Source organism: Leptospira biflexa serovar Patoc strain 'Patoc 1 (Paris)', from assembly GCF_000017685.1.
GTDB classification, from domain to species: Bacteria; Spirochaetota; Leptospiria; order Leptospirales; family Leptospiraceae; genus Leptospira_A; species Leptospira_A biflexa.
In genome coordinates, this window is record NC_010602.1 from 585,934 (window position 1) to 600,824 (window position 14,891).

14 protein-coding genes are annotated in these 14,891 nt (G+C 38.7%); 5 read left to right on the forward strand and 9 right to left on the reverse strand.

Features of this window, described 5'->3' with window-relative positions:
- Positions 1-14: 14 nt before the first annotated feature.
- Positions 15-872, forward strand: coding sequence for an HAD family hydrolase (locus tag LEPBI_RS02865; RefSeq protein ID WP_012387608.1), 858 nt, complete (start codon positions 15-17; stop codon positions 870-872).
- Here LEPBI_RS02865 and LEPBI_RS02870 read toward each other — a convergent pair.
- Positions 846-1,697, reverse strand: coding sequence for a class I SAM-dependent methyltransferase (locus LEPBI_RS02870; RefSeq protein ID WP_012387609.1), 852 nt, complete (start codon positions 1,695-1,697; stop codon positions 846-848). The genes LEPBI_RS02865 and LEPBI_RS02870 overlap by 27 nt on opposite strands.
- Before the next feature lie 110 nt (positions 1,698-1,807).
- Here LEPBI_RS02870 and dapF point away from each other — a divergent pair, with 110 nt between their 5' ends.
- On the forward strand, positions 1,808-2,650 hold the full coding sequence (dapF, locus tag LEPBI_RS02875) for a diaminopimelate epimerase (RefSeq protein WP_012476131.1): 843 nt from the start codon (positions 1,808-1,810) through the stop codon (positions 2,648-2,650).
- A 31-nt stretch (positions 2,651-2,681) separates the two neighbouring features.
- Here the strand turns inward: dapF and LEPBI_RS02880 are convergent, their stop codons facing one another.
- Positions 2,682-3,404: a lysophospholipid acyltransferase family protein gene (locus LEPBI_RS02880; protein WP_012387611.1), complete on the reverse strand. Its 723-nt coding sequence runs from the start codon at positions 3,402-3,404 to the stop codon at positions 2,682-2,684.
- A 1-nt stretch (position 3,405) separates the two neighbouring features.
- Positions 3,406-3,696, reverse strand: a complete 291-nt coding sequence (locus LEPBI_RS02885; protein WP_012476132.1) for a hypothetical protein — start codon at positions 3,694-3,696, stop codon at positions 3,406-3,408.
- A gap of 261 nt (positions 3,697-3,957) precedes the next feature.
- On the opposite strand from LEPBI_RS02885, the gene LEPBI_RS02895 reads away from it, so the two are divergent.
- On the forward strand, positions 3,958-4,443 hold the full coding sequence (locus LEPBI_RS02895) for a DUF4468 domain-containing protein (RefSeq protein ID WP_012476133.1): 486 nt from the start codon (positions 3,958-3,960) through the stop codon (positions 4,441-4,443).
- Between the two features lie 10 nt (positions 4,444-4,453).
- Here LEPBI_RS02895 and LEPBI_RS02900 read toward each other — a convergent pair whose 3' ends face one another.
- The 5 genes from LEPBI_RS02900 to LEPBI_RS02920 form a co-directional block, all read right to left on the reverse strand.
- Positions 4,454-4,756: a hypothetical protein gene (locus LEPBI_RS02900; RefSeq protein WP_226992868.1), complete on the reverse strand. Its 303-nt coding sequence runs from the start codon at positions 4,754-4,756 to the stop codon at positions 4,454-4,456.
- 34 nt (positions 4,757-4,790) lie between these two features.
- On the reverse strand, positions 4,791-6,362 hold the full coding sequence (locus LEPBI_RS02905; protein ID WP_041769613.1) for an adenylate/guanylate cyclase domain-containing protein: 1,572 nt from the start codon (positions 6,360-6,362) through the stop codon (positions 4,791-4,793).
- Positions 6,363-6,378: 16 nt separating this feature from the next.
- Entirely contained in the window at positions 6,379-7,764 is a 1,386-nt protein-coding gene (locus LEPBI_RS02910; RefSeq protein WP_012387616.1) for an MFS transporter, read from the reverse strand.
- A 101-nt stretch (positions 7,765-7,865) separates the two neighbouring features.
- Positions 7,866-9,659: a SpoIIE family protein phosphatase gene (locus LEPBI_RS02915; protein ID WP_041769615.1), complete on the reverse strand. Its 1,794-nt coding sequence runs from the start codon at positions 9,657-9,659 to the stop codon at positions 7,866-7,868.
- 49 nt (positions 9,660-9,708) lie between these two features.
- Positions 9,709-12,000 (reverse strand): SpoIIE family protein phosphatase, encoded by a 2,292-nt coding sequence (locus LEPBI_RS02920; protein ID WP_012387618.1) that lies wholly within the window; start codon positions 11,998-12,000, stop codon positions 9,709-9,711.
- Positions 12,001-12,155: 155 nt separating this feature from the next.
- Between LEPBI_RS02920 and LEPBI_RS02925 the strand changes: the two genes are divergently transcribed.
- Both LEPBI_RS02925 and LEPBI_RS02930 read left to right on the forward strand, forming a co-directional pair.
- Complete coding sequence (locus LEPBI_RS02925) at positions 12,156-13,847, forward strand: methyl-accepting chemotaxis protein (RefSeq protein ID WP_012387619.1); 1,692 nt, start codon at positions 12,156-12,158, stop codon at positions 13,845-13,847.
- A gap of 32 nt (positions 13,848-13,879) precedes the next feature.
- Positions 13,880-14,311: an OsmC family protein gene (locus LEPBI_RS02930; protein WP_012476134.1), complete on the forward strand. Its 432-nt coding sequence runs from the start codon at positions 13,880-13,882 to the stop codon at positions 14,309-14,311.
- Positions 14,312-14,446: 135 nt separating this feature from the next.
- Here the strand turns inward: LEPBI_RS02930 and LEPBI_RS02935 are convergent, their stop codons facing one another.
- Complete coding sequence (locus LEPBI_RS02935; protein ID WP_012387621.1) at positions 14,447-14,887, reverse strand: hypothetical protein; 441 nt, start codon at positions 14,885-14,887, stop codon at positions 14,447-14,449.
- Positions 14,888-14,891 lie beyond the last annotated feature (4 nt).

Genomic DNA, 14,891 nt, shown 5'->3' on the forward strand with positions numbered 1-14,891 from the left:
TTTCCCTTTCCGTTATGGCATTATTTTTAGACTTAGACAACACCATTTTACCTTCCAAAGGCGCTTATGATTATGCCCTCAAACAATGTGCCATAGACTGGAAGGAACGTAAGTTAGGTGATGATTTTCTTGAGTTATACGAATCAGCTAGAAAACAAGTTAAATCCCAATTGAAACACCATAGTTCCAATCGTTTGCGGTTGTTATGTTTTAAGTTGATGTTTGAGATGTTACGATCAAATTTCAAAAAAAACTCTTCTTTAAACGTAGCAAGTTTAGAAGATCCAAAACTTGAAGCAAACATGGAAAATGGCTTCCAAACCCAAGACATCACAGAGATCTTTTGGATGGAGGAACGATATTTTTTTCACTTTCTCAGTTTCTATAAAGAGGAAAAAAATAAGGATGAATACCAAACCTCATTATTTCCGAAGTTAGTCTCTCTCTCCCAAGAATTTCCGATTTATCTAACAACAAATGAAACCCTTCGCACACAATTATTGAAGGTGCAAGGTTTTTTGCCTGCTGATTTTCGGTTCACCCTCATCACATCTGAAGAAGTAGGTTTTGAAAAACCTTCAAAAGAATTTTTCCAGTATGTGATGGAGAAAACAAAGGAAGATCCATCCGATTGTATTTTACTAGGTGATAATTGGGAAGATGATATCATCGGTGCAAGCTCTCATGGGATTTCATGCATTCATGTTCCCGAGATGTGGGGAAAGGGAGATGAAGTGAAAGAATGTAGCAATCCTCTGAATTCACCCACTGACAAAACCGCAAGTCCACATCCAGTGAGTATCTGGAAAGCTCCCAATATCCTTTCAGGTCTAAACTTTGCTAGGTTATGGCTTTTTCAGCGTCAAAAATAAAGTATTGTTCCAATTGATGGTTTTGAAACTGAGAGTAAACACAAGTTTGGTGAAGAAATAATAAGCTAACTTCACGTAAACGGCAAATTTACTTTTGCTTCCAGAGACAGATAAAATGGGCATGAGCACCTTGTATTCTGGCTTTATGAATCCACATTGTTTGCCAAGTTCTGCCAGGGTGGACATTTTGTAATTGTTCACATGGTCTTTGGCTTCCAAATAATGGACCCCTTCCTTCATTCCTCTCAGTTTGACTTTGAGGTTTGCTTTTGCCAATTGGATGGGGAAGTTTGGTGTTTGTAAAAATAATACCCCACCTGGTTTGAGAAGTCCATGTAAGTAGGTGAGTAACGAATGTGGTTTTGGAATGTGTTCAATCACATCCCAAAGCGTGATGATATCGAAACTTTCTTTGGGTAGTTTGGAATCTTGCACAAGACCTGCGTAGACAGTTTTCATCCCGTTTTGTTCGTTGGCAAACTTGACAGCTTGTTTGGAAATCTCATACCCCACAGCCGTCCAACCTGGTTTGTTTGTAAGCACTGCTTTCACAAAAAAACCAAGCCCACATCCCACATCCAAAAGATTCCCTTTTGGTTCGTTCAGATAGGTTCCTATAAAATCGGAATACACAGCTCTGTGGGCGTTGTCCCACCATTCCAAATCATACGTTTGTTCTGCGCCGTCCCAATACCCTTCGTAGTGTTCTTCTTGTTCGTAAGAAGAATACACATGACCACAATTTTGGCATTCCAAAATGGGAATGCCATTTTCATCAAAAACGGTTTTGGACTGGGGAGATTGGCAAAGGATACAAGATTTCATGTTCGATTCTGTCAGTCTAATCGTATAGAACAAGGGTCAAACTAAAAATCCTTGATACGGCTTGCCAAGAGCATGGGCAAAAAAAACATAGAGTGAAAAGAGAGGGACCGATGAAAATCAATTTCACCAAAATGGAAGGGATCGGCAATGACTACGTGTACATTGATGCCACGAAAAACGATATCCGACTCAGTCCAGAACAAATCCAAAAACTTTCCGATCGTAATTTTGGAATCGGCGGTGATGGTGTGATTTTCATTCGAAATTCCAACTCTGGTGAATTCCAAATGGATATGTACAACTCCGATGGAAGTTCCTCTGAGATGTGTGGGAATGGCGTACGCTGCGTGGGAAAATTTGTCTATGACCATGGTCTTACGAAAAACCAAAAGCCAACCATCGAAACGGGAAAAGGTGTCCTCACCTTAGATCTGAAAACTGGCACAAATGGAAAAGTGGAAATGGTGACTGTGGATATGGGAGAACCCATCCTAAAACCATCCCTTGTTCCAATAGTATGGAAAGGGGACGAACCAGTCATCAACCAAGTGATTGAAGTCCAAGGAAAACAATACCATTTTACGGCCGTTAGTATGGGGAATCCACATTGTGTGATTTATGTAGACGATGCCGATGATTTTCCAGTGCGCGAAATTGGACCCATCATTGAAAATCATCCATTCTTCCCGAGACGCGTGAATGTTGAATTTGTATCCATCAAAGGAAAAGACCATCTTTACCAAAGGACTTGGGAAAGAGGAACAGGCGAAACCTTGGCTTGCGGAACGGGAGCTTGTGCTGTGACCGTTGCCTCCATCCTCAATGGCAAAACCGGACGTTCTGTACGAATTGATCTACGTGGTGGAACCCTTCACATCGAATGGCAGGAAAATGGATCTGTTTTTATGACAGGCCCCGCCAAAGAAGTGTTCTCTGGAGAAGTAGAGATTTAAATATCTTTAAGCAATCTTTAACAACAGTTGGTTACTTTTTTAAGTAATCAACTTTTTGTAATTCGCCCATTCGCCGTTTGGTTTCCTCGGAAACGGCCACCATACCCTTGTCAAGCGGTAGGTGAGCAAAGGTTTCATACTTGATCACTTCTCCAAACACTACATTGATTTTTTTGTAAACAACGCGCCGTTTGATATCACAAACTTCTTTTGGCATTCCCATAAAGGCACGAACCAGTGGGGGAATCGGGTAGTCTGTGATGGTTTCTTCTTCGGGGATGATGACGGTTGGGAGAATGTCAACTTTGTTACGTAAACTAAAGGCAGCAAATCCCGAATGGAAATTGGCAAGAGGAGCAGAAAAATCATTTTGCACCATGTAGTCATGCCCTTCAGGAAAAATCCCAAGCACATCTCCATTCTTAAAAACCTGTTGTACCTTTTTGATGCTGGCCATGGAGATGTTTCCATCAATGGCCATGGGAATGGTTCCTGTTTTTTCCACTAAGTCTTTGAAGAGAGGGATCCGTGTTGTGTATTCGGCCGCAATCCAAGAGATGAACCTAGGGAATACAGATCCAATCACAAAGGGATCCATATCACTTCTATGATTGCAAGTGAGGATGAGTTTGCCTGTCGGTACGATGTTATGGTAACCGTAGACAGTTGTGCTGACAGCCAAATTAAAAAACGGAGTCACAAACTTTTTGATGTTCTCAACGTTTTTTTTGACTTGGTCTACGGTATTTTCCATTTCAATCTCCTAAGATTTTTTGCCACCAAGATTTGTCGGGCGACCCACTGCTTGGTTTTCTTGGTTCCGCATTTGGGTTCTCCCCACTCATGTCTCTCGGGTCACTGGAAGGAGCATTTGGCATGCGTCTTTTCCCTACGTGGGGGCTTGGAACGGTGCGTTTGATTTCCTCCAATTCTTTTTGGGCAGAAGCATTGGATTTGATAAAGGCGCGGATTTCATCCCATTGGGGATCAAAATCATTTCCATACATGGCATAATTCATAAGATCAATACGATCAAAATCGGGCATGTTCAAGATTGAAAGTGATGCCCGAACAAATTCAATCCAATTTTTATTTGGGCACTCTAGAATGAGGGAGGCCAAATCCGAAAATAATAAAGTGAGAGATAGAATCGAGTCCAAGAGACATAAGATCAAAAAAACAAACCAGAACACAAATCCATTGCCAAAAAACGTAATTCCATTTCCGGTCCAACCGAATAAGGAGAAAATTTTCCATTTATGTGAAGATTTGTTTTGCGAACCGAACGAGGGGAAAGAAGCATAGAGATGATGCAGAAACGAGTATTGTTATTATTCTTTTTTTTCCTGTTCTTTCAGAACTCAATGTGTTTGAAGATGTGGATTGTTTCTTCCAAAATGAGGACCACTGAGGATGCAAGGGACCATAAAACCTACCAAAAAACGAGGAGTTTCCTCAAGGCAAAACAATGGTTGGAATACAAACTGGACCCTGAACTTTCCAAAATTGAATTTGAAAACCAAGAGGCAGGGGAACTCCGAGGGATTGGTCTCATCAAATGTTACGTTCCCTATGGGATTGGGGAAGTGGATGCCAATGAACATGAATTTGAATACATTGTGAAGGTGCGAGATGGGCATGCTGAGATGCAGATCAACAAAATCTTTTCCTTTATCCGGGATCCCAATGATATCATTCTGAATTATGGGCCCAAAAATGAAAAGGTGGCTAAGGTCACGATCCGATCTTGTTTTCGCCCACTCCTAGACGATTTTTTTGAATTTATAAAATGAGGGATTCGGTTCAGTAACCGAGTGGGTTTCCGACCGTACTCCCAGTGGAGCCAAAGGTATTGGTTCCTGTGGGAGAGTCAGTCAGCCCATAGTCGTTTAGGTTTTGCGAATTTCCATTTTGGATGGATGAGTTGGGGGAGTTGGATTGTGAAGATCCTTGGTTTGAATTTGCATTTGAATACCCATCATCTTTGAGTAGATCCAAAATGTCTTGCGCGTTGACCAACTTGATCTCGTTACAGGAACTGAAGTACATACAGAATCCTAGTAAACTTAAAACAAATCTCATAATCACCATTTTGACTCGTTTCAAAAATGGATTCAACCCTTTATTCGGTTTTTTTGACCTAACCCAAGGCCACAGGATAGGAATAAATTTTCTCTTTCGATTCTCTGCCTTTCAGTTCAAATTCACCTTCTGACTGCAATCGAGATCGGATCACATCAGGTAATAGATTGGCCGTGTTTTCAGTGATCAGTAGATTTTTTTGTAATCCCTTACAAAGTCCTTCGACCCTTGAGGCAGTGTTCACGGTATCACCAATGACTGTGAATTCCATACGATTGGCGGAACCAATGTTTCCCACAAGCAAACTACCAGTATGGATCCCAATTCCCATTTTGAGTTCGGTTAAACCTTCCCCTAAGAATTGTTTGTTGAGAAGGTCTAAATTCTTTTGCATTTGAAGAGCAGTTTGAAAGGCACGATCCACATGGTCGGTCATGGGCATTGGTGTTCCAAAAACAGCCAAAATTGCATCTCCGATGAATTTGTTAATAAATCCACCATGGATTTCGATGGCATTACTCATTTCTTGGAAGTACCGATTGAGGATATACAAAACTTCTTCAGGGGTTCTTTTTTCTGATAGTTTTGTAAAATCCCTTAAGTCCGAAAAGAGGATCGTGGCATCAACCACTTTTCCACCTAAACTATGTTCATTGGAGAGAAGGTAATCCCTTACTCTTGGATCTACAATTCTCCCAAAAGTATCCTTAATCCTTTCTCTTTCCGCAAGGCCTTCTGCCATTTCATTGACAGCATCTCCGAGAAGTCCCAGTTCGTCGGAACTAAAGATAGTGACTCTTGTATCAAACTTTTGTTCTTTGATGAGTTCTGTTGCTTCTTCAATTTTGTTGAGTGGATGTTGTAAACTAATGGCAAAGGTAACTGAAAATATAAAAGAAAAGAAAAGCATAATTGCGATCACTTCGAATAATACATCGTTATGAACCAATTGGTGTAAATCGAATAGATTTTGATTTGTCCTAAGCAATAATCCAAAAATCAAAAGTACGATAGGAAATAATGTGGATGCTGTCCAAAAAATAATTTGTTTTGTAACAATGGAAAATTGTTTTCCTTTTGCGTATTTTCCAAGTCCACCATCAGGGAACACACATGGAATGATCAATTTTTTATTGAGAAAATTGGTTGCAGAATAAGAAAAGGCAAACAAAAAAAGTCCCCAAAATGCAAACAAAATCGTGACAGTCAAGATACTTTGTGGTGGTGCTTCCGGATAAAGAGTATCAATGCGTAAAACTGATAAAATGGTGGAAAGTTCCCAACCAAAAAAACCAAACAAACTGATGATGATGGGAGAGTGCACAATTCGATGGCGAGCTTTCTCTTCCGATAGATAATTACATTTGTCTTTTTTGAAGAGATAATTGGCAACAGGCAAACTATAAAAAAATAAAATGAATGTAATGATTGGAAATGGTGCCCAGGTTAACGCAAATAAGGTGAAGTCTTGAGTCACTCTTGTTGCTTCGAAAAGAATTAAAAATTTTTCAGGTAAGAAGGCTGTGGAAGTATAGTTGGCAAAGATTAAAGTGAAGAAACAGGCAGAGAATGGGACAATAAAATAAATGAGTAAGAAGGCTAGGAATTGAAGTCTTTGTTTTGGCACCATGGGATTCAAATCTTACTTACCTAGTTTCCTTTTTCAATGTTCTTTTTGTCAAGATTCGTTGGACTTGGATGTGTTTTGCATCCGTTAATGGAAAAAACAAAAAGATGATGGAACCAAAAATAAAGAAAAAACCCACACCAGGTCCAAAGATGAGAGCCAGTCTGAATCCAACTTCTGGTGTTTGTGTTGTCATTCCATTTTGAAATCCAATGATATCGAGTAAAAAACCTGTGATGGCAATTCCGAAGGCTTGAGAGAATTTCACACCCATTTTCCAAATACCAAAGTATAACCCCTCTCGCTTTTCGCCTGTTTGGAATTCATCGTAGTCAACCACATCAGTGAGAATGGAATCCATGATCAATATGGAACCAGCAAAGATTCCTCCAAAAAAAGCAGCGATGAGAGGAGGCCTGAGTTCACCATAAGGAAACAAAGGATACACTATGACGGTAAGGAGTCCTAATCCAAAAACTCCAAAGAATGCAGGGATTTTTTTCCCAATTTTTTTTGAGATCCAAACCCAGAATCCAATGGATAACATCAGCACGAGAAAAAATGGCAAAAGGATATTGATGACCACTTGGGATTCTTTTAAACCCAATCGGTATTCATAATAATAGAGTGCAATTGCGGAATTAAAGGTTCTGCCGATGGTTGCGATGACAAAAGCAAATAACAAAACTAAAAACATTTTGTTTTTTAATACAGAGCCAAATGAGATAAAGAACGGAAGTTGTTTTGATCGATCAGTTTGGATTTTGTCTTTTCCTTTTGTCACCCAAAAAGTGATAATGGAAGAGACTAAAATCACAAGTGATACAATTTCACCGGCAACAGTGCGAGATGTGATGATGTTTTCTTTTGCCGTTTCATCACCTAGTGATTGTAAGATAGCTGCGGGAACAATCATCCCGATTAACATTCCGATATTACTAAAAAACAATCTCCAACCAAATACCGATGTTCGTTCATCTCGTTCAAAGCTCAGTTCACCACCGAGTGCGATATGAGGAACTGAGATAATGGTCATTGCTGTATTGACTAAAAGATAAACACTGAGTAGGTAAATGAACTTACCTAATTGTGAGGCAATTTCTGGTGGGGAAAAGAGTAGGAGAACTGCAATGGATAATAAGATGCCACCAATGAAAATATAAGGACGTCTTCTACCAAACCTTGTCCTCGTATGATCGGAAATCCTACCCATCAGTGGATCGCTGATTGCATCCCAAATCACGGAAATGGACAATGCAATACCAGCCAAACTTGCGTTTAAACCAACAATTTCAGTGTAGAATTTGAGGAGATAAATCTGAGTGAAAAGTTGAACGGCTGTTATGCCAGTTTCGGCAAATCCATAACCCATTTTGACGGGAGTTTTGAGTTTAGAATGGTTCATTCATGTTTCCAAGTATTGGACGGTTCGAACCTTACCAATTGGGAAATAAATTGAAGTTTAGTGGGAAACGGTCGAAGGATTTGAATCATTTTTTAAGATGTTCAATTCGATTCAAAAGAAATACGTATGATCGATACATCGTCGATGAATTGGCCAAGAGAATCCACTTCTTTGACAATGGATTCCAAATTTCCTTTTGTATTTTCCACAATTTCCAAAAAGTTCTCATCTTCCGATAACACTTCCCATTCCCCTTCCTGGTTTTTACTTAGGAGATCATCCTTACCGTCAGAACCGATGAAAAGTATGTCCTTTGATTGGAGTTGAAACTCATTGACTTCGCTTATGGGAAAAGCACCGAGTGTTCCCAGTTTTCGATAGGAAATAATGGGAAACAAATAATTTGCTTTGTCATTTCGATACAAAACAATCATCGGATGTTCTGCATTTAGAAAATATAGTTTTCCTGTCACTTCTTCGATGAGACCCATAGTGAGTGAAACTAACATGGTTCCATCAAATGTTTCAAAAACCAGCTGGAGTTCTTGTAGATTCGATCGTAACCAATCTTCAGGAGTTACATTTTTAAATCCTGGATCGGTTTTGGTCCTTTGGACAATGGATTGGAATACGGATCCAAAAACCAAAGCGCCCCCGGCACCTTGCATTGATTTGCCCATGGCATCTGCATTCACAAACAATAAAAATTTTCTATCTTGCAAGTAAATGGTATGAGATATATTGATATCTCCACCGATTTCGTATCTCTGGTTTTTAAATTCAAAGACTTTTTTTTGACGGAGGAAATGTTCGACAAAAAAACTATTACTATTGATATCTTTGATGGCAAAGGGATTCAGAAGTTGGTAAATTAAAAAATAATCTCCATCTTGTTGGACTTTCAATTTACTGATGTCCATGAGTGTTTTGTTTAGCTCATCAGTTCTTAAGGTTACTTTTTCCTCTAATCCTTCATTTAAGTTTCGGATTTCAGCATACAAGTTTTTCAGAGTGCCGATCACAGAATTGAGATAAAATGCTTGTTTGGCGAAGTCATCACTTGATTTGGGAGTAACGATGACATCAAAATTTCCTTTTGCGAGTTCCCCTAGAGAACGACTGGTTTCATTCAAACCTTCATTGACTGACTTGGCAACAACATAGGAACAAACAATGAGTGGGATGACAAAGATAAAAGAGACCGTGACAATGGGGATCATCGGATCCTCAACAGCAATCTCACCAGTCGTCAACGAATACAATATATAAGAGAAGATAACAAAGGGGAGAGTTGCCAAACTAAAAAATGCAACCAAGATTCTTGTGAAATAATTGAATTTTGGAATGTCTTTTTCTTGCAGTTCCACATTCTTAAATTGTGGTAAGTCAAATAAATTACGTATCGAACTTTCACTGATAAAGTAATAGGTAACAAACGAAATAGGAGCAATCATCACAAATGTAAAGATCGCAGATCGTGCTACTGAAGGCGTGTATTCTACAAGATAAAAAAACAATAAACTGATAGGGATTACACCAGATAACCAGCGTATTACGATGATGATTGCTTCGATTAATGGATAACGAAATAATAGAATTTTTACTGATTTTGCGTATTCTTTTTCTTCGGAAGTAAATGACGAATTTAAGTCCGAAGGAAGTTTCATCTTCTCAATTTTGGCAAATAAGTATTTGAGTAATAAGTGGCGGATGAAAGTTCCGAGTAAACCAATCCCGGTTGCAAATACGAGACATAAGGCGATAAAAATTTTCCAATGATTTGGTTCCATCTTTTGGGTGATGATGGCATAATATACTGCAAAGGGTACGGGTACAGTATGCGTGAAAGCTTCTAGTTTTAAGGTTAGATCCCAAAATAAAGTTTTTCTGTTCATAGCAGTCACGCGGGTCATGATACCATGGAACGATACTATAAGAGTATCTTTAAATCAAGAGATTCGGAAATTTTAATCTTAGAATTTGTTTCCATTTTTTTGTGCGTTCGATTTCGCCAGGGAAGAATGATTCCCATTCACTGAGAATTTCCTTTGCTCTCTCCTCATTCCCTTTGTGAAGGTACAAACGAATCAAATGGAATGTATTTTTGAATGCCTTGGGCTCTCTTAATCGTATGCGTTCTGAGATTTCGATGGCTTGGTCAATGTTTCCTGCCTTTCGCAGTAAGATGGAACTAAGTTCCATAAAACTAAGATCATAAGGATGGCTTTCCAAATACACTTCTGCATGTTCTGTTGCCTCAACGTATTCTTTTCGTTTGAAATGTAGTTTTGCTAGCAATTTGTGAAATCGTTTGTTTGTGATGGGTTGTGCCAAAATTTGTTTTTGCAGGGAATCGATCGCTGCGTCAATATTTCCAACTTCCACCATTTTTTTGGCAGTTTGGTAAGATTTGGAAAATCCAGGATTTTTAACGATCTCTCCATTGCCTTTGTAATAAACTCTGATGAGAGATAAATCATCAGTGATTTCTCCGTTTCTCGTGAGTACTTTAAATATTGGATCTAACTCACCTTTCCCTTGTTCGACGTAAGAAAGGATTAAATTTTCATTTTGGTTGATTTGCCTTTGGTTCGTTTCACTCTGTTCGTTGAAGAGCAATAAATCATCACGTCCATCTGAACCACTGATAATGGTATCACCAGGCAACAAACGAAAGGTTTTGATGAAAATTCCTGAATTTAATCCTTTGGTTCCAAGTTTTCGATAACTGAGTTCATTCTCTAAAAAACTTGCCTTCTCATCTCTGTACAAAATGAGCCATGGGTGTTCTGCATTGATAAAATATAAAAAGCCAGTTTCTTCTTCGATAAGACCAATCACAAGTGAAACGAGCATACTCCCATCAAATCCTTCAAAAATTTTATGCATTTCAATGAAGGCATTTTTCAGCCATCGTTCTGGAGATTGGTTGAAAGTACTTGAGGATAAATTTGTCCGTTCGATGATTGATTGGAAAACGGCACCTAACACAAGTGCACCCCCGGCACCTTGCATGGATTTTCCCATGGCGTCTGAGTTCACAAAAACAGAAAATTTTTTCCCTTGTAAAATCACATTATGGGCAATGTTCAAATCACCTCCGATTTCATATTCCTTTCCCTTAAATTCAAATTTTTTCTTTTGTTTTAAGAGGAATTCAATGGATATAACATCACTGCTGACTTGATTTTTTCCCAAAGGTTTGAGGAGTAGGTGAGTTAAAAAATAATCACCATCTTGTTGGAATTTTAATTTTTTCACTTCATCGAGTGAGTTTTCTAATTCGATGGTTCGTTCTTTGACTTTACTTTCTAATCCAACATTTAATGTGAAAATTTCTGTATACATAGTATTGAGTTGTTGGATGACTCGATTGAGATGAAACGATTGTTGTCCAAAATCATCACCTGAGGATGGCATGGATACGACCGAAAAATTTCCTTTGGATAATTCGTCCAAGATATGACTTGTTTCGCTTAATCCTTGTCTCACTGCCTTTGCTACTAAATAGGCAACAAATACCAGAGGAAAAATAAAGATGATTCCAATGATGAGAACTTGTAAGGAAGGATTCGATACATGTAAGTTCCCATTGGCACTGGAAATGAGCATATATCCTAAAACAGTTACGGGTAGGGCTGCGAGAGCAAAAAAGGATATCAATATCCTTTTGAAATAATCAAATTTTGGGATTTCATTTGGTTCGATGGTTATGGGACGAATCAAGGGAAGTTTGAATAAATTACGGAATGCATTTTCGGTAATGAAGTAATAAGCCACAAAGGAAATGGGGGGGATCATCACCATATAAAGGAGAAATGTTGTCCATAATGTAGGTCTGTAGAGATCAAAGAAAGGAGAGATTACAAAAATAAGTCCAACACCAACGAACCAACGTAATATGATGATAAATCCTTCATAAAAAGGATACCGGTATAAAAATAGTTTTAATTCTTTTGCCTTTGCTTTGCTTCCAATCGTGTAACTATCCTTGGTTTTTTCATTCTGAAGATTTTCAAATTGATTGGATATTTTTTTTAGGACCAAATACCTCCAGAGGCATCCTCCTAGCACCATCAGGGTGCCACTTGTGACACATAAAACCAAAAATAACAACCATTCGCTTATGCTATATTCTTGTGTGATGGAAGCCATATAAATGGCAAAAGGAACGGGAACTAAATGAGTGAAGGCTTCTAATCGAATTGTGAGTGGTAAAAATATAGTTTTAAACATGAAGGCGGATGAATATTGTAGGTGATTTTAAGAAAAATAATCAATTGTCAAGTCATTGCAAAAGAATCATTCTTAGTTTGATTCTATTTTACTTGCTCCGTAAGGGCTTTACCTAAATACTTTCTATAGCTACTGTATACTGGAACCAATCATCCATGCGCCAGAATCTTCCTATTACCAATCATGAAGTGGAATTCCAAGAAGGAACAAAGATCACTTCCAAAACGGATTTGAAAGGGATCATCACTTATGTCAATGAAGACTTCTTAAAAATTAGTGGATATACGAATGAAGAGTTGATTGGACAACCTCACAACCTCATCCGTCATCCAGAGATGCCACAAGAAGCATTCCGTGACCTTTGGGAGACAGTGAAGGCCCAAAACTCATGGGTTGGCCTTGTCAAAAATCGATGCAAAAATGGGGATTTTTATTGGGTCGATGCCAATGTATCTCCCATTTACGAAGATGGAAAACACATCGGTTATATGTCGGTTCGCACAAAGGCAACCAGGGAGCAAATCCAAAACGCAGAAATATTATATGCAAAAATGAATCTCGGGAACTGGCAAAAAAGTTCTAAACTAAAATTTTTATCTGCTCTTTCTTCTCGCACCGTTTATTTGATACAAACGATCGTTAGTTTACTTTTGTTAGTTGGATTTTTTTCTCTCCAAGTTTTTGAATTACCCGATTCTCAAAAACCCATCTTATTTGGAATTGGATTTGTTCTTTTTACTATCACTTCTTTATTTGGGTATTGGAAAATTGCAAAAAATAGACATTCTTTTTTAAAGGTCATCCAATACCTACAAAACTTATACAAAGGTCATTTGAAATTCGATGTAGAGTTAGAAAATGGTGGTGATTACGAGGAAGTTTTACATCTCCTTAAAAAAACTCAATTTGAATTTCGTGGGATGATTTCGCAACTCATTGGTAACGCTGAGATCGTCAAATCGCAAATTAAGGGTCTCACAAAAGCCGTCGAACACATCCATGTTGCGTTCCAAGAATTATCACTGGCGATGCATTCCCTCGCTGATTCTAGTAATGTCACTCGCGAAAGTTCTGAAAGTATCTTCCACCAAATGGATGCACTCAACCACCTCATCCAAAGCATACGATCCGAGTCCATTGCTGTTAAGTTAGAATCAACAACTGCCCACCAGATTGCTATGGAAGGAAAAAATCGTTCGGACAAAGCAATGGCTCAATTCTTTAAAGCCAAAAATCAAATTTTCAAAACTTCTGAATCCATCAAAGATTTGGGAGAAAAAACGAAAGCCATCCGTAAAATTACAGAAACCATTGCCGCCATCTCTGAAAAAACCAACTTACTTTCGTTAAATGCATCAATTGAATCTGCTAGAGCTGGAGATGCAGGGAAGGGTTTTGCGGTTGTTGCGGGTGAGGTTGGACTTCTTGCGGAACAATCGAAAAAATCTGCCAAAGAAATTTCAGTTTTTATCAATGAACTAACATCAAAGATATTACAAACCGTAACAGACATTGAAGAAGGATTGAGCGAAGTGGAACTTGGTTCTAGTGAATTTGAAACAGTGCAAACAGAGATGGAAAAGATTCTAACAAATTCTGTTGTTACGAAAGAAAGTTCCGAAAAAATTAGCAGTTCGACGGAAGGAACGCAAGAAAAATCAACAAGTGTTCTTTCCAATATGGAAAAAATCCAAAACCAATTGACTCATACTTCTTCGATTGTAGAAGAATTATCTGCCGCCGCAAGCGAACAACAACATACGGTTGCGGCCATCGAAGAATCCATTTCCAATTTGGACAAGGTGGCGGACAGGCTTGATTCCGTTGCCTTTCGGTTTCAGTTTTAGTAAGGATCTAATTCAATCTAAAGGATTATTTGATGGCAACACAGAACCCAGAAACCAAGTCGAAGATGAGTTTCCATGTGGAGACAACAAGACTCGATTCCCATGCAAGTGCATCAGTCTGTAAGTCAGCAGAAATTCGTTTGGATACTGATATGGCAGGGAATCCAAATGCGTTCAACCCGGCAGAACTATTACTGGCAGCTCTCTCCGCTTGCATCATCAAAGGTGTGGAACGGGTCACGCCAATCCTCCATTTCCAGCTAAAAGGAATCCAAGTCATAGTGGATGGAATCAGACAAGATGTTCCTCCCAAAATGGAATCCATTCGTTATCAGATCATCGTCGATACGGAAGAAACAGATGACCGTCTGCGACTGTTACATGAAAATATAAAAAAATATGGGACTGTGTTTAATACGATAGCGCCTGGTACAGATTTAGTAGGGGAAATTCGAAGGAAATAAAAAAACCTGAAGATGAATTCCAGGTTTTATGGAAGGGATTTCGTTTGTTGCGATTGTCTTTTTTTAAGCGTTTCCTTTGAAATCTTTTCTACGAATTTCTATTTTCCATTCGATCAGAAAAATAAAATCAATTCCTTATTCCTCATCCTCTTTCCAACCCACAGAATAGATCACAGCAGTGGAGATGGTAAAAAGAGAATAATAAGCAACCCATACCCATACGAGTTGTGTAGGAGCAAAGTTTGTTAAGGACAAGGTCCATAACATGGGAGAAACAAATCCAATGATGGATACCAAGATTCCCACGAGAAATCCTCCCACAAGGCCTTGGGGTAGAAACTCTTTCATCAATGCATAGAGAAACCCAAAAGCAAGTGTGAACGTTAAATCGCTGAACACAGGTCCAAGCCAAAAAACATCTGTTATGGGAACAAACATCGACTTCAATGTTGGGTCAAAGTAAAACTTTGCAAAAAACAACATTCGAACCGGGATGGATACGGCTTCCCAAAACGAAAAGGCGAGAAGGAACCGGACGAGTATCCGATTCCATTTTTCTGTATTCAGCGAATTCACTGGA